The sequence below is a fragment of the Sandaracinobacteroides sp. genome, from assembly GCF_057137845.1.
Genome location: NZ_DBNHFX010000004.1, coordinates 1 through 14698, shown reverse-complemented (window position 1 = coordinate 14698; position 14698 = coordinate 1). Strand labels below are relative to the sequence as shown.

General features: G+C 65.8%; 15 protein-coding genes. 6 read left to right on the top strand and 9 right to left on the bottom strand.

The window, feature by feature from the left end:
• A partial coding sequence (locus tag AC16JP_RS00155) for an HAD-IC family P-type ATPase (protein ID WP_484338573.1) occupies positions 1-422 on the top strand: 422 nt, incomplete at its 5' end.
• A gap of 36 nt (positions 423-458) precedes the next feature.
• On the opposite strand, the gene AC16JP_RS00150 is transcribed toward AC16JP_RS00155, so the two are convergent.
• The 7 genes from AC16JP_RS00150 to AC16JP_RS00120 all read right to left on the bottom strand — a co-directional run bounded on the left by AC16JP_RS00150 (position 459) and on the right by AC16JP_RS00120 (position 8150).
• Positions 459-737: an integration host factor subunit beta gene (locus tag AC16JP_RS00150; protein ID WP_484338572.1), complete on the bottom strand. Its 279-nt coding sequence runs from the start codon at positions 735-737 to the stop codon at positions 459-461.
• Positions 738-868: 131 nt separating this feature from the next.
• Positions 869-2581, bottom strand: a complete 1713-nt coding sequence (gene rpsA / locus AC16JP_RS00145) for a 30S ribosomal protein S1 (RefSeq protein ID WP_484338571.1) — start codon at positions 2579-2581, stop codon at positions 869-871.
• A gap of 126 nt (positions 2582-2707) precedes the next feature.
• The gene (gene cmk, locus AC16JP_RS00140; RefSeq protein WP_484338570.1) at positions 2708-3343 is read right to left on the bottom strand and encodes a (d)CMP kinase; all 636 of its coding nucleotides are present in this window, start codon (positions 3341-3343) and stop codon (positions 2708-2710) included.
• Positions 3344-3346: 3 nt separating this feature from the next.
• On the bottom strand, positions 3347-3835 hold the full coding sequence (locus tag AC16JP_RS00135; protein ID WP_484338569.1) for a glutathione peroxidase: 489 nt from the start codon (positions 3833-3835) through the stop codon (positions 3347-3349).
• A gap of 173 nt (positions 3836-4008) precedes the next feature.
• Positions 4009-4764, bottom strand: coding sequence for a Bax inhibitor-1/YccA family protein (locus AC16JP_RS00130; protein WP_484338575.1), 756 nt, complete (start codon positions 4762-4764; stop codon positions 4009-4011).
• A 150-nt stretch (positions 4765-4914) separates the two neighbouring features.
• The gene (locus tag AC16JP_RS00125; protein WP_484338568.1) at positions 4915-7449 is read right to left on the bottom strand and encodes an ABC transporter permease; all 2535 of its coding nucleotides are present in this window, start codon (positions 7447-7449) and stop codon (positions 4915-4917) included.
• Positions 7446-8150, bottom strand: coding sequence for an ABC transporter ATP-binding protein (locus AC16JP_RS00120; RefSeq protein WP_484338567.1), 705 nt, complete (start codon positions 8148-8150; stop codon positions 7446-7448). Before AC16JP_RS00120 ends, AC16JP_RS00125 begins: the two co-directional genes overlap by 4 nt.
• A gap of 12 nt (positions 8151-8162) precedes the next feature.
• Here AC16JP_RS00120 and AC16JP_RS00115 point away from each other — a divergent pair, with 12 nt between their 5' ends.
• The gene (locus AC16JP_RS00115; protein ID WP_484338566.1) at positions 8163-8819 is read left to right on the top strand and encodes an arylesterase; all 657 of its coding nucleotides are present in this window, start codon (positions 8163-8165) and stop codon (positions 8817-8819) included.
• Positions 8816-9373 (top strand): RNA 2',3'-cyclic phosphodiesterase, encoded by a 558-nt coding sequence (thpR, locus tag AC16JP_RS00110; protein WP_484338565.1) that lies wholly within the window; start codon positions 8816-8818, stop codon positions 9371-9373. The genes AC16JP_RS00115 and thpR overlap by 4 nt, the downstream gene beginning before the upstream one ends.
• Here thpR and AC16JP_RS00105 read toward each other — a convergent pair.
• Complete coding sequence (locus tag AC16JP_RS00105) at positions 9370-11544, bottom strand: primosomal protein N' (RefSeq protein WP_484338564.1); 2175 nt, start codon at positions 11542-11544, stop codon at positions 9370-9372. The two genes, thpR and AC16JP_RS00105, sit on opposite strands and share 4 nt — an antisense overlap.
• 61 nt (positions 11545-11605) lie before the next feature.
• Between AC16JP_RS00105 and fsa the strand changes: the two genes are divergently transcribed.
• The 3 genes from fsa to AC16JP_RS00090 are packed head-to-tail and all read left to right on the top strand — an operon-like array spanning position 11606 to position 14395.
• Positions 11606-12259, top strand: coding sequence for a fructose-6-phosphate aldolase (gene fsa, locus AC16JP_RS00100; protein WP_484338563.1), 654 nt, complete (start codon positions 11606-11608; stop codon positions 12257-12259).
• A gap of 14 nt (positions 12260-12273) precedes the next feature.
• Positions 12274-13179 carry a tyrosine recombinase XerC gene (locus AC16JP_RS00095; protein ID WP_484338562.1) on the top strand — a complete coding sequence of 302 codons (906 nt, stop codon included), beginning with the start codon at positions 12274-12276 and terminating at the stop codon, positions 13177-13179.
• A 58-nt stretch (positions 13180-13237) separates the two neighbouring features.
• Positions 13238-14395, top strand: a complete 1158-nt coding sequence (locus AC16JP_RS00090) for a serine hydrolase domain-containing protein (RefSeq protein WP_484338561.1) — start codon at positions 13238-13240, stop codon at positions 14393-14395.
• 192 nt (positions 14396-14587) lie between these two features.
• Here AC16JP_RS00090 and AC16JP_RS00085 read toward each other — a convergent pair whose 3' ends face one another.
• Positions 14588-14680, bottom strand: a complete 93-nt coding sequence (locus AC16JP_RS00085; RefSeq protein ID WP_484338574.1) for a PEPxxWA-CTERM sorting domain-containing protein — start codon at positions 14678-14680, stop codon at positions 14588-14590.
• Positions 14681-14698 lie beyond the last annotated feature (18 nt).

The following is a 14698-nucleotide window of genomic DNA, read 5'->3' as shown; positions in this document are numbered from 1 at the left end:
GCCTTGATGAAGCCTGGGGCGACCTGATGCCCGAAGACAAGGTGTCGGCGATCCGGCGCCTGAGGCAGGATGGCGACGTCGCAATGGTTGGCGATGGCGTGAACGATGCACCGGCGATGGCCAATGCGAGCGTCGGGATCGCCATGGGGGCGGCCGGTTCCGACGTGGCGCTGGAAACGGCAGACATCGCACTGATGGCGGATGATCTGTCGCGGCTGCCGTTCGCGGTCGGCCTCAGTCGGCGGACGCGGTCTGTGATCCGGCAGAACCTGTTCGTCAGCCTCGGCATGGTGGCGGTGCTGGTGCCTGCCACGATCCTGGGCCTGGGGCTGGGACCGGCGGTTGCCATGCACGAAGGATCGACGCTGATCGTCGTGTTCAACGCGCTGCGGCTGTTGGCCTATCGGGACAGAGCCGACTGATCGGCGCTGGCTGATCGATGGGGCGCGGTGGCGCGCCTACATGTTCAGGCGTTCGCGCAATTCCTTGCCGGGCTTGAAGTGCGGCACCCGCTTTGCGCCGACGTCGACCGAATCTCCGGTGCGCGGATTGCGGCCGGTGCGGGCATCGCGGTCCCGTGTCGAGAATGCGCCGAAGCCGCGCAATTCCACCCGCCCGCCATCGGCCAGCCGTTCGCTGATCGCGTCGAGGATGGTTGAAACGACGCGCTCGGCTTCCCTCGGCCCGAGGTGCGGGTTCGCGTCGGCAATCTTCTGCACCAGTTCAGAACGGATCATCACACAATCCTCCCCCTGCCGGCCACTTATGACGGAAAACAGCAGAGTCGGTCAACCCCTTCAACAGCAAAGAAAAAGGGGCAGCGTCTGTGACGCTGCCCCTTTCCAGCCTTGCAGCGAGAGCCGGACGATCAGCCGTCGTGCTTCGCCTTGTTGAGGGCGGCGCCCAGGATGTCGCCGAGCGAAGCGCCCGAGTCCGACGATCCATACTGCGCGACCTGCTGCTTTTCTTCGGCGATCTGCATCGCCTTGATCGACAGCATCGGCTTCTTGCCACGCTCGAAACCGACCACCATGGCGTCGATCTTCTGACCGACCTGGAAGCGTTCCGGGCGCTGCTCGTCGCGGTCGCGCGACAGGTCCGAGCGCTTGATGAAGGCGGTCGGGCCGTCTTCGCCGATCTGCACTTCGATGCCGCCGTCGCGTGCTTCGCGCACGATCGCCGTCACCACTTCGCTCTTCTTCATGTCGCCCGAAGCGGCAACTGCGCCCGGCTGGGCTGCGCCTTCGCCGGAAACCTGCTTGATCCCAAGCGAGATGCGCTCGCGCTCGACGTCGACTTCCAGCACCTGCGCGCGGACGACTTCGCCCTTGTGGTGCAGTTGCAGCGCAGCTTCACCCGAAACACCCCAGGCGATGTCCGACATGTGCACCATGCCATCCACTTCGCCGGGCAGGCCGATGAACAGGCCGAACTCGGTCGAGTTCTTGACTTCGCCTTCGACGACCGAACCAACCGGGTGCTGTTCTGCGAACACTTCCCACGGATTGCGCTGGGCCTGCTTCAGGCCGAGCGAAATGCGGCGCTTGTCGGAATCGACTTCGAGGATGACGACATCGACTTCCTGGCTGGTCGAAACGATCTTGCCCGGATGGACGTTCTTCTTCACCCAGCTCATTTCCGAGACGTGGACGAGGCCTTCGATGCCCGGCTCCAGCTCGATGAATGCGCCATATTCGGTGATGTTGGTCACGCGGCCCGTCAGCTTGGCGCCGACCGGATACTTGGCTTCGGCGCCTTCCCACGGATCGCTTTCCAGCTGCTTCATGCCGAGGCTGATGCGCTGGGTGTCGCGGTTGATGCGGATGATCTGCACCTTCACCGTGTCGCCGATATTGATGACTTCGTTCGGGTGGCCGACGCGCTTGTAGCTCATGTCGGTGACGTGCAGCAGGCCGTCGATGCCGCCGAGATCGACGAAGGCGCCGTAGTCGGTGATGTTCTTCACCACGCCGTCGATCACCTGGCCTTCGGACAGGCTCTGGATCAGGCCGGTGCGGGCTTCGGCGCGCGTTTCCTCGAGGATGGAGCGGCGCGAAACGACGATGTTGCCGCGCTTGCGGTCCATCTTCAGAAGCTGGAACGGCTGGGCGATGCCCATCAGCGGCGTCACGTCGCGCACGGGGCGGATGTCGACCTGGCTGCCGGGGAGGAAGGCCACTGCGCCGCCGAGATCGACGGTGAAGCCACCCTTCACGCGGCCGAAGATGGTGCCGTCCACACGCTCGCCGGCGTTGAACTGGCCTTCGAGCTTGTCCCAGGCGGCTTCGCGACGGGCGCGGTCACGGCTCAGCATGGCTTCGCCATGGGCGTTTTCCACGCGGTCGACATAGACTTCGACAGTGTCGCCGACGGCAACCTGCGGCGCCTGGCCGGGGGGGGTGAATTCGCGGATCGATACACGGCCTTCCGATTTCAGGCCCACATCGATCACAACCAGATCATTCTCGATGGCGGTGACCCGCCCCTTCACCACCTTACCCTCGAAGCTCTGGGATTCGCCCAGGGATTTGTCGAGGAGCGCGGCGAAATCGTCGCGGGTGGGCATTGCGCTGGAAGCCATGAACATCCTATCGTTCAAAAGGCCCGTCGGCCGCTTCACTGGCGCGGTCCGCCGGGGTTGGAGTTGTTGCCGCGGATCCCGAAAAGCGAACGGGCACGCGGAAGAACAGTCTTCCGGCGCCAGCTTTCAGGAAATCCGGCCCAACCTGCGTGCAGTGATTGCGAGCGCCTGCTGGACAGCGGCGGCTATATCCAAATCGCTCGTATCTAGCAAGACGGCGTCGTCGGCCTGCCTGAGAGGGGCTTCTGCCCGCCCGCTGTCGCGCGCGTCACGGGTCAGAATGTCTGCAAGAATGCGTTCCTCGGTCACTTCGCGACCGGCCGCCGTCAGTTCGAGATAGCGGCGGTGGGCACGCACTTCGGGGCGCGCGGTGACGAACAGCTTGGCGTCGGCCTCGGGGGCGATCACCGTGCCGATGTCGCGGCCGTCGAGGATGGCGCCGCCGGGCTGCCCGGCGAACGCACGCTGGAACGCCAGCAACGCCGCGCGCACTTCGGCCAGGGCCGACACGCGCGACGCGGCTTCGCCGGAGGAGGCGCTGCGGAGCTCCGGATCCTCCAGCAACGAGAGGTCGAGTGCGGTGGCCTTTGCCGCGCAGGCGGGGCCATCATCGAGGTTCAGCCCGGCGCGCACCGCGCCAAGCGCCACCGCCCGATACAGCGCGCCGGTATCCAGATGCGGCACACCGAAATGCCGCCCCAGTGCGCGGGCGATCGTGCCCTTGCCGGAAGCGGCAGTGCCATCGATAGCGATCAGCGGCATGGTCTAGTCGTTCAGCAGTTTCACGATTTTCGGCGCGATGTCAGCGGGTTTCATCGTCGGGGCGAAGCGTTCGACGGCTTCACCCTCGCGGCTGATCAGGAATTTGGTGAAGTTCCACTTGACGTTGGTCGAGCCGAGCAGGCCGGGGGCCGCCGCCTTCAGCTGCCGGTAGAGCGGATGGGTCTTTTCGCCGTTCACGTCGATCTTGGCGAACATCGGGAAGGTGACGGGATAGGTCGTCGAGCAGAATCTGGCGATTTCCGCTTCGTTGCCCGGTTCCTGCCGGCCGAACTGGTTGCAGGGAAAGCCCAGCACCGAGAAGCCCTTGTCGGCAAATTTCTGTTGAAGCTCTTCAAGCCCGGCATATTGCGGGGTGAAGCCGCATTTCGAAGCGACGTTCACGATAAGAAGCACCTTGCCGCGAAAATCAGCCAGATGCACGTCGCGCCCGTCGAGCGACTTTGCGTGGTGGTGATAGATATCGTCGACCATTGCGCTCCCCGCTTCGCACCCGGTGTTGCTTGTTCGGTATTCATGGCTGCCACAGCGCCGAAAGGGAAGGGGCGCTGCCGGGCGGAAAGAAAAAAACCCCGGCAGGGTCGCTGCCGGGGTCAGGGTCGCTCTCTTCGTGCAACTTTGAAACTTGTTGGCCAGCCCCTCTGTCGTCAGTCCCTCTGGCCGAGGAAGCTGAGCAGGAACTGGAACATGTTGATGAAATCGAGATACAGCGTCAGCGCCGACATGATCGCCGCTTTGCCGGCCATGTCGGTTCCGGCGACATAATCGTAGCTGAGCTTGATCTTCTGCGTGTCGTAGGCGGTAAGCCCGGCGAAGATCAGCACGCCGAGGATCGAAATCACCATCGCCAGCGGGCCGGAGTGCAGGAACATGTTCAGCACCATCGCCACGAGAATGCCGACGAGGCCCATCACCAGGAACGTGCCGAGGCCCGACAGGTCGCGCTTCGTCGTGTAGCCATAGAGGCTGAGACCGGCAAAAGCCGCAGCGGTCGCGAAGAAGGTGGTGGCGATCGACGTTGCCGTATAGACAAGGAAGATCGTCGACATCGACGCGCCCATGATGGCGGCGAACGCCCAGAACAGCATCTGCACGGCGCTTTCCGACATCGACTGGAAGCGGAAACCAAGCAGCAGCACGAATCCGAGCGGCGCAAGCGCCACGACCCAGCCAAGACCGCTGAGGCCATGTGTTACCGGGTTGACGAGCGCGTTCACCGCGCCGGTGTAGGCCATGCCCATGGCGACGATCGCCGTCAGCAGCACGCCCGACATCATGTAGTTGTAAACGCTAAGCATGTGCCGGCGCAGACCGGCGTCATATTCGGCCGCAGCGGCGGCGCCTGAACGTCCAAACGCGGCGGTCGCGCCGCGATCAAACCGGGGGTCACCCTGATTGACCATTGAAAGCCTCTCCATCCAACCGGAGTTTCCAATGCCCTGTCGCATGTCCGGTTGGCTGTTCATATCGCGCTTGTAACAAGGTCTTTCAAGTGGCGCCAGCGAAATCTTTCATTGATGAAATATTTTTTGCGTTATCGAAATATTTCACCATCACTGCTGGCGGAGCGCCGTCGCAACCCTGGTGCCAAGTGTCCTCCATGCGCCCGCCAGCCCGAGGAACATCGTCAGCAATGCGCCCGCAAGCACGGTCAGAATCGCCATCGGCCAGTCGGGGTGCCAGCCAAGGTTCAGCACCTGCCGCAGCACCAGCCATCCGGCCACGCCACCCAGCAGCAACGACGCAATACCGACGATGAAGCCAAGCCCTGCATATTCGATGGCCGCCGCCGACATGAGTTGCAGCCTGGTCGCGCCCAGCGTCTTCATGATGACATTGTCTGCCGTCCGCACCCGCGCCTGCGCCGCCATCGCGCCTGCCAGCACCGCGATACCGGCAAGGATGGCGACGCTTGCCGCCGCCCTTACCGCCACACCGGTCTGCCTCAGGATGCCTGAAACCTGCCCGACGACATCCGCCACCCGAATCACTGATATGCTGGGGAAATTGCGGCTGACGAGGTTGGTGAACCCGGCCAGCGATGCGTCGGGCGGGGTTGCAGTCGCCATAAAGCTGTAGGGTGCGCCCGCAAGCGTCGCCGGATCATAGACCAGCACGAAATTGAACCCCAGACTGTCCCAGTTGACCTGCCTCAGCGATGCGATCGTTGCGGTGATATCGGTGCCAAGTACCGAAACGGTGATCGTGTCGCCAACCCGAAGGCCGAGCAGCCGCGCCTGTTCGGCCTCCATCGAAACGAGCGGCGGCCCGGCGTATCCCGCTGGCCACCATTTTCCCTCGGTCAGGGTGTTGCCCTGCGGAATGTCGGCGGAAAATGTCAGCCCGCGATCGCCTTCCAGCACATAGCTGCCTTCCGGCGGAGGGCCGAGTTCGGAAACCGGAACCCCCTTCACCGCCACCACCGGCCCGCGCAGGCTGGGAACCAACCGCAGGTCGGTGCCTTTCGGCATCAACGCCAGAAACCTGTCGTGGTCGTCTTTCGGCAGATCGAGCAGGAAGAAGGCGGGCGCTTTCTCCGGCACCGTCCGGTTCAGCTCGCCGGAAAAGCCCGATTCGATGAAGGCAAGTGCCGAGAACAGGCTGAGGCCGAGGCCCAGCGCCACCACCAGTTGCCGCGTCATGGCGCCGGGGCGCCGGGTGCTGGACAAGGCAAGCAGCCCCACGGCCGAACGCGGTCGGGGTAGCCGCCTTGCTGCACGTTCGGCCAGTGCGCCCATGAAGTGCAGCACCACGAGAACCGCAGCAGCGCCACCAAGGAACATCAGGGCGAACTGGCGATCCGGAGCCTGCCAGACCCCAAGTGCCACAGCGAGCGCACCGGCGATGAACGATACCGCAAGCGTTCGTGCAGACGGCCATGGCCAGCTTTCGGCCGAACCACGGAACATCCGTTGCGCAGGAAGCGCGCTTGCCCGCGCAAGCGGCGGCAGCGCGAAGGCAAGGCACAGCAGCAGCCCGAACGTCATCGCCGTCAGCAACGGCGCCGGATACAGGCCAACGGCAGGCGGTACCGGCAGGGCATCCCCTGCAAGGCCGACGACAACCATAGGGGCGGCAGCGCCAAGCAGCGCACCGGCAAAGGCCGCAACCAGCGTAACTGCGGCGATCACCAGAAGATACGCGCGCCGGATCAGCGCCGAACTGGCGCCCAGCGCCTTCAGCGTGGCGATCGTCGCCGACCGGCGGTCCAGATAGGTGCGAACGCCATTGCCGACGCCAACGCCGGCAACCGCAAGCGAGGCCAGTCCGACGAGCGTCAGGAAGCCGGTCATGCGGTCCATGAAGCGGCCGACGCCCGGCGCCGCATCGCGCCGGTCGATCATGCGCCATCCCGCATGCGGAAATGCCGCATTCAGCGCATCAGCCGTGCCGGCAGGATCGGCCCCCGGCGGAAGTTTCAGGCGCACATGCCAGGTGTAGAGGCTTCCCGGCTGGATCAGTCCGGTCTGATCGAGCGCCTGCATCGAGACGAGGACCGATGGGCCAAGCGTGAACCCCTCGCCCGCGCGGTCCGGCTCGACCGTCAGGATTGCAGCGACCGGCATCCGCGCCATGCCGATTGACACCATGTCGCCCGGCCGCAGGCCCAGTTGCGCGGCCAGCGGTTCGGCAACGACCGCGCCTTTGGCGAGTGCTTCCTGCACCTCGGTGTTGCCGCCGCCGCCGCCGAGTTGCGCCTGCCCATAGAGCGGCCAGCCGGTATCGACGGCCTTCAGTTCGACCAGCAGTTCGCGCCCCGAAGCCGCGCCCGTTTCCCCGCGCAGCATTGCGCGCATGCGGGCGCCATCGGATACCAGCCCGGCTCGCTTGAACGCTTGGTGTTCCTGTGGCGTCGGCTTTCGCTGCGACAGGCGCACCTCGATGTCGGCGCCCAGAATCGTCTGGCCTTCGTTGGCCATGCCGGTTGCGATCGCGCTGCCAAGGCTGCCGACTGCGGCAATCGCCAGAACGCCCAGCAGCACGCAGGCAAACAGCAGCCGCAACGCGCCGGGGCCGCCGCGCGCTTCACGAAGCGCAATGCGAAGCGCCATCCGCCAGCCGGGCGGCTGATCCGGTGCGGTGGTCATGCTGCTTCCGGCCTGCTGCCGGCGATGCGGCCGTCGCGCATGTGGATCACCCGCGAACAGCGATCGGCGAGATCCCGGTCGTGGGTGATCATAACCAGCGTCGCGCCGGTTTCATCGAGCCTGCGGAACAGAAGGTCGATGATGGCGGCGCCGGTGGTGGCGTCGAGGTTGCCCGTTGGCTCGTCGGCGAACAGCAGGGCAGGCCGCACGGCAAGCGCCCGCGCCAGCGCCACCCGCTGCTGTTCGCCGCCCGACAGTTGCGCGGGATAATGGTCGAGGCGCTGGCCAAGCCCTACCGCATGCAGTTCCTCGGCGGCTTGCTGGAACGCCAGCGGGCGGCCCGCCAGTTCCAGCGGCATCGCCACATTTTCCCGCGCGGTCATGGTGGGGATCAGGTGGAAAGCCTGCAACACGATGCCGATCCGGCCCCGCCGCGCGCGCGCCAGATCGTCTTCGGAAAGGCCGGAGAGTTCCTGCCCGGCAATCCGGATACTGCCGGAAGTTGCAGCCTCCAGCCCCGAAAGGCAGGCCATCAGGCTGGACTTGCCGCTGCCCGACGGGCCGAGAATCGCCAGCCGCTCGCCCGATGGCACATCGAGGTCGATGCCGCGAAGCACCTCGACCTGCGCCGCGCCGTCTCCCAGCCGCAGCGTGACATTGCGGGCGACAATCACCATATCAGCAGCATAGTCAGACGGCATGGAGGAACCTTCTTGCAATCCCGAAGCCGCCCATATGGCCGAATTTTCGGCATTTTCCATCTGATTGCACTGTTTTTCGGCCTGATTGCGGTGCCCGTCGCAGCGCAGCCGCTGGTGCTGGCACTGGGCGACAGCCTGACTGCCGGATATCAACTGAAGCCGGGAGAGAGCTTTCCGGCACGGCTGGAAACCACGTTGCGCGCGCAGGGGCTGAAGGTGAGTGTGCACAACGCCGGAGTGTCGGGCGATACGACGGCGCAGGCCAAGGCGCGGCTGGCGTGGGTGCTGAACGGCCTGAAGCAGAAGCCCGATGTCGCGATCGTGGCGTTGGGTGCGAACGACATGCTGCGCGGCCAGAAGCCGGCAGATGCGCGCGCCAATCTCGACTCGATTCTTTCCGAGTTCGAGCGGCGTGGCATACCCGTAATTCTGGCGGGCATGCTGGCCTCACCGAACATGGGGGCGGTTTATGCGCGCGATTTCAACGCCATCTATCCAGCGCTCGCGAAAAAGCATGGCGCAACGCTCTATCCGTTCTTCACCCGTGGCGTGACGGCGAATCGCGCGCTGCTGCTGGCCGACGGCATGCACCCCAACGCCGAAGGCACCAAAGTGATGGCCAGAAACATGGCCCCGGTGGTGATCGGCGTGTTGGCGAAAGCCAGATGACACGGTTGTTCGTCGCGCTGCGCCCTCCGCCCGAGGTGCGCGCAGTGTTGCGCGCGACGATGGGCGGCATCGCCGACGCCCACTGGCAGACCGACGAGCAACTGCACCTGACGCTTGCCTTCATCGGCAACGTTGACCGGCATGGCCTCGCCGCCGCCGAGGATGCGCTGTCCCGCGTGCAGCAGCAGCCGTTCCGCTTGCAGCTTGGCTTTCCGGGAAGTTTCGATGCCGGCCGGGCAGACCGCACGTCGGTGTTGTGGGCGGGCGTTACCGATGGCGGAAAGCTGGTGGCGCTTGCGGCAAGCGTGCGCAGCCATCTCAGGCAGGCCGGCGTTCCCGTCGATGAACGCCGCTTTGCGCCGCACATCACCATTGCCCGTTTCGCGCGCGGAGGTGCCCCGCGCGACGCCTTGCGGCCATGGCTTTCGACGACCGCGTTTCCACCCGTCGAATGGCAGGTCGACGGGTTTCATCTGGTGGAAAGCCATACCGGGGAAGGCGGCAGCAGTTATGCCCCCGTTGCCAGCTACCGGTTGGGCGGCGCCAACCTCTAGACGAAGCTTTGCGGGTCGATGTCGATTGCCACCCTGACCGACGACGGGTGGCGGACACGGCCCAGCCAATCGCGCACATAGGCCTGCAACGGGGCGGCGCGCGTGGCATGCACCAGCAGCCGGTGGCGGTGGCGGCCTCGCAGCATCGCCAGCGGCGCGGGCGCCGGTCCCCAGACTTCGATGCCGTCTTGCAAAGGCGCTGCCTGGCCAAGCCTTTTTGCCGTTTCTTGCGCGGCGGCGGCGTCTTCGGATGAAACGATGATCGCCGCCAGCCGGCCGAACGGTGGCATCCCCGACAGCATCCGGATTTCACGCTCGGCCGCCTGGAAGCCTGCGGCGTCTCCCTTCCACAGGGCCTGCATCACGCGGGCGCGCGGCTGGTGCGTTTGCAGATACACATCGCCGGGTTTTCCACCACGACCGGCGCGGCCCGACACCTGGCGGATCTGCTGGAAGCAGCGTTCGGCCGCCCGCAGGTCGCCGCCTTCGAGGCCGAGGTCGGCGTCGATCACGCCCACCAGCGTCAGGTTGGGGAAGTCATGGCCCTTCGCCAGCATCTGTGTGCCGATCAGGATCCTGACATCCCCGCGATCGACGGCATCGACCAGCGCCGCCATGTCGTCGGGGGTGCGGATGCTGTCGGATGTCACGACTTCGGCGCGCACGGCAGGCCAGCGCGCGGCGACTTCTTCGGCCAGTCGCTCGACCCCCGGCCCGCAGGGAGCAAGGCTGTCCGCGACGCCGCAGGAAGGGCAGGCTGCGGGCGTCGGGATCGAATGTCCGCAATGATGGCAGATCAGGCTTCCGGCCGAACGGTGCTCGACCAGCCATGCCGTGCAGTGCGGGCACTGGATGCGCTCGCCGCATGCGCGGCACAGCGTCAGGGGCGCATAGCCACGGCGGTTGAGGAACAGCAGCACCTGTTCATCGCGGGCGAGACGCTGATCGACGGCGCCTGCAAGCGTTGGTGCGATCCACTTTCCACGCGGCGGCGGGTCGCGCGTCAGGTCGATCAGGTGGATTTTCGGCAGCCGCGCACCGCCGTGGCGATCCGGCAGGTGCAGCACGAGATAATTGCCGCGCGACACCTGTTCCGTGGTTTCAAGGGCAGGCGTCGCGGTTGCCAGCACCACCGGGCAGGCCTCGAACCGGGCGCGCATCACGGCTACGTCGCGGCCGTTGTAGGGTACGCCTTCTTCCTGCTTGAACGACTGGTCATGCGCTTCATCGACGACGATGAGCTTCAGGCGCGGTGCGCCCAGAAAAAGCGCCGAACGCGCACCGACGACGACGGCGGCTTCGCCAGCTATGATCTGCCGGAAGGCATCGCGGCGGGCGGCAGGTGTCAGCCCGGAATGCCAGACGACGGGGGCAAAGCCGAACCGGGCGTGGAACCGCTGCAACCATGCCTGCGTCAGCGCGATTTCCGGCAACAGCACAAGGGCCTGCCCGCCATCGGCGATCGCCGACGCCACTGCTTCCAGATAGACTTCGGTTTTGCCGGCGCCCGTTACGCCATCCAGAAGGAACGGCTGGAACTTCGCTTCGCGCACCGCCTGGCACATCGCGTCGGCGGCCTGCTGCTGCGCGGCGCCAAGCTGCGGGCCGGGCGGCAGAGCAGGGCGGCTGGGCGCCGTTTGCGGCGTGTCGGCGACAGCTTGATCGCCGGCCGACACCAACGCCCCCTGCTTCACCAGTGCGCGTAGTGCATCGGGCCGCGCTTCGGCGGCGGCCGCCCAGACTGCAAGCGGCGCCGGGCCGATTTCGGCGACGGCGCGCAGCCGCGCCAGCAGCGCCTTTCTTGCAGGATGCCTGCTTTCGGGCAGTGGACCCAGCGTGAACAGGGCTGGCTGTTTCGGCGCCGGAACGAACGCCGCCTGTGGCAGCGCCATCCTGAGGACAGCGGCCGGCGGCGCCATGTAATAACCGGCCACGAAGTCGAGGAGCCGCCGCAGCGGGGCGCCAAGCGGCGGCATTTCGATCGGGACGGCGGCGCGCAGTCGGGCCTCATCGACCGGCTCGACCGGCCAGACGCCTTCGTCCCAGACGACGCCGACGACGCGGCGCGGCCCGAGCGGCGCCTGCACCACCGTTCCCGTGGGCGTACCCGCAGGAAGGCGATAGGTCAGCGCCCCGAGGCCATGTTGCATGAGGAGGATCGTTCCACGCATTGACTTGCTGCCTAGCCTTGGCGACTAGCAAGCTCAACGCATCCCGCACGGAGTATCCCCCATGAAGTTCTTCGTCGACACTGCCGACGTTGCAGACATCGCCGAACTTGCCGCCACCGGCCTTCTCGATGGCGTGACGACCAACCCCAGCCTCATCCACAAGTCGGGCCGCCGGTTCCTCGACGTGGTGAAGGAAATCTGCGGTCTGGTCGACGGGCCGGTGTCGGCCGAAGTCGTCGCCACGGATTTCGACGGCATGCTGCGCGAGGCTGACGTCGTGCGAGCGGTGGCGTCCAATGTCTGCGTAAAGCTGCCGCTTACCCTCGATGGCCTGAAGGCCTGCCGCCGGCTGACGGGCGAAGGCACGCAGGTGAATGTGACACTGTGCTTTTCGGCGACGCAGGCGTTGCTGGCGGCGAAGGCAGGCGCAACCTTCATTTCGCCGTTCGTCGGCCGCCATGATGATGTCGGTTTCGACGGGATGCGGTTGATCGACGATATCCGCCTTATCTACGACAATTACGATTTCCGCACGGAAATCCTTGTCGCCAGCGTCCGCCATCCGGTGCATGTGCTGGAAGCGGCGAAGATCGGCGCCGATGTCGTGACGGCACCGCCTTCGGTGCTGCGCGCGCTGGCGAAACACCCGCTGACGGACCGGGGCCTCGAACAGTTCCTCGCTGACTGGGCCAAGACCGGCGAAACGATCGCCTGACGGCACGCCGCGCGATGCAGGCCGACGAACTTTCCCGCGCCTGGCTTCGGTCGCTGGCGAACGAACGTCGGCTTTCGGCACATACGGTCCGGGCATATGCGGCAACGATCGGCCGCCTGTTCGCGCATGTGAACCTCGCGCATGGCCGCCCGGCAGACCTTGCGCTGCTGGACGGCATGACTGCCGCCGACTGGCGGGCGTTCCTGTCGGCGCGGCGGGGCGAAGGGCTGGGGAACGTCTCGGCGGCGCGCGAATTGTCGGCGCTGCGGACGTTCGCCGCCTTCCTGCGCGAACGCCACGGCGCGCGGATCGACGGGCTGGAGGCAGTCGCGGCGCCGCGCGTAAAAAAGGGCCTGCCGAGGCCGATGTTGCCCGCCGATGCCGAGGCGCTGGCCGAAACGACCGGCGAATTCCACGACGAACCGTGGATACAGGCGCGCGATACGGCGGTGTTGCTGCTGTTATATGGCTCAGGGCTTCGGATCGGCGAGGCTTTGTCACTTACCGGCGCTGCATTGCCGCTTTCGGAAACGCTGGTGGTTCTGGGCAAGGGGCGAAAACAGCGCACCGTCGTGGTTCTGCCGCCGGTGCGCGATGCGATCACCCGCTATGTGCAGCTTTGCCCCTATCCGCCCGCACGCGATGCGCCGCTGTTTCGCGGCGCCAGGGGTGGCGCCCTGGCCGACGGGGTGTTGCGCGCCACCTTACGCAAGGCCCGCGTTGCGCTGGGGCTGCCGGAAACCGCCACCCCGCATGCGCTGCGGCACAGTTTCGCCAGCCACCTGCTGGCGCGTGGCGCCGACCTGCGCACAATCCAGGAACTGCTGGGGCATGCCAGCCTTTCCAGCACGCAGATCTATACCGCGATCGACACCGCGCGCCTGCTTGACGTCTATCAAAGCGCGCACCCGAGGGGTTGACGCCGCTTTCCCGGTTGCCGCATCAGCCTTGGCCGAGGGAACAAAGGGGAGAGTATTGATGAAATCCGGTTTCATGGCCGCGATGCTGCTGGCGACATCCGCCACCGCCCAGACGCCGCAACTGACGGCGGCCCAATCCGACCCGGTGAAACTGGGGCTGATGCAGGGAAGCCCGGTGCCGCGCGACAAGCAGGTCCGCTTTGACGACGGCAGCCAGTTCGGCTTTCCGAAGCTGCGCTGGGCCTTTTCCAACCAGCAGGCGCTGCTGGCAACCGCGACGGTGCATCGCGCAGGCGCGCCATCGCCGCTTGCCGTCGCGCTGCGGCAGGATCTGGATGCGGTTCCATTCACCACGCTGGATGGCCGCAAGACGACATGGGGAGAGGCGTTCGACCTGAACTACACCGACGGGATCGTGGTGCTGCACAAGGGGCGGGTCGTCTATGAGCGCTATGCCGGGGCGCTTGCGCCCGATGGTCGCCATATCGCCATGTCGGTCACGAAAAGCTTCGTCGGCACGCTGGCGCTGCTGTTGATGAGCGAAGGCAGGCTGGACGAAAGCCGTACGGTTGCAAGCTATGTTCCCGAACTGGCGAAATCGGGCTTTGGCAACGCCACGATCCGCCAGTTGATGGACATGCGCACCGCCATCGCCTTCGATGAAGATTATACCGGCACCGGCCTGAGCGACGTGGTTAAGATGGCGATTGCGGCGGGCATGGCGCCGCCGCCGCCGGGCTATGTCGGGCCGGATGGCAATTTTGCCTTTGCCGCAAGCCTTGGCGGCAATGGCGCGCATGGTGGGGATTTCGTCTATCGCACGCCCAACACCATCGCGTTGCAATGGGTCGTGGAACGGGTTGGCGGCGCACCTTTCGCCGTGCAACTTGCTGAGCGCGTCTGGAAACCGATGGGGATGGACCTGGAGGCGTCGGTCAATGTCGACAGAATCGGAACGGCGTTCGGCGGCGGCGGCCTGAACGCCAACCTGCGCGACATGGCGCGCTTTGGCGAAATGGTCCGCAACAATGGCCGCTGGAACGGCAGGCAGATTTTGCCGCCCGCAGTGGTGAAGATGATTCTTGCTCCCGGCGATGTGCAGGCGTTCGCGAACGCCAAATATCCGGGGCTGGACGGCGGCAGCTATGCCAACCAGTGGTGGCACCGCGCCAGCGGCCAGACGATGGCCGTCGGTGTGCACGGGCAGGCCATCTAGGTCGATCAGGTGAACCAGATGGTGATTGCGCGTTTCGCCAGCAATCCGGTCGCCAGCAACCGCTCGATCCACCCGATCTCTCTGCCGGCCTATGACGCGCTGGCGGCCTTCCTGAACAAGCGATAAGCGCCAACGGCCTGCTCCCGCACAATGGGGGCAGGCCGTTGTCGATTAGTTGCAGGCGTCGGCGGATCAGCTCGAAACGCGCGCGACCTGGCGGCGGGTGCGCAGGCCGATCAGCGCGAAGCCGCCGACCATCATCGCCCAGGCGGCAGGCTCGGGCACGGCAGCCGCGACATTTGC

Bases quoted from the DNA above. Each gene is read 5' to 3' on its own strand.
- AC16JP_RS00150 (WP_484338572.1), bottom strand. From the start codon at position 737: ATGATCCGTTCTGAACTGGTGCAGAAGATTGCCGACGCGAACCCGCAC.
- rpsA (WP_484338571.1), bottom strand. From the start codon at position 2,581: ATGGCTTCCAGCGCAATGCCCACCCGCGACGATTTCGCCGCGCTCCTC.
- cmk (WP_484338570.1), bottom strand. From the start codon at position 3,343: ATGCCGCTGATCGCTATCGATGGCACTGCCGCTTCCGGCAAGGGCACG.
- AC16JP_RS00135 (WP_484338569.1), bottom strand. From the start codon at position 3,835: ATGGTCGACGATATCTATCACCACCACGCAAAGTCGCTCGACGGGCGC.
- AC16JP_RS00130 (WP_484338575.1), bottom strand. From the start codon at position 4,764: ATGGTCAATCAGGGTGACCCCCGGTTTGATCGCGGCGCGACCGCCGCG.
- AC16JP_RS00125 (WP_484338568.1), bottom strand. From the start codon at position 7,449: ATGACCACCGCACCGGATCAGCCGCCCGGCTGGCGGATGGCGCTTCGC.
- AC16JP_RS00120 (WP_484338567.1), bottom strand. From the start codon at position 8,150: ATGCCGTCTGACTATGCTGCTGATATGGTGATTGTCGCCCGCAATGTC.
- thpR (WP_484338565.1), top strand. From the start codon at position 8,816: ATGACACGGTTGTTCGTCGCGCTGCGCCCTCCGCCCGAGGTGCGCGCA.
- AC16JP_RS00105 (WP_484338564.1), bottom strand. From the start codon at position 11,544: ATGCGTGGAACGATCCTCCTCATGCAACATGGCCTCGGGGCGCTGACC.
- fsa (WP_484338563.1), top strand. From the start codon at position 11,606: ATGAAGTTCTTCGTCGACACTGCCGACGTTGCAGACATCGCCGAACTT.
- AC16JP_RS00095 (WP_484338562.1), top strand. From the start codon at position 12,274: ATGCAGGCCGACGAACTTTCCCGCGCCTGGCTTCGGTCGCTGGCGAAC.
- AC16JP_RS00090 (WP_484338561.1), top strand. From the start codon at position 13,238: ATGAAATCCGGTTTCATGGCCGCGATGCTGCTGGCGACATCCGCCACC.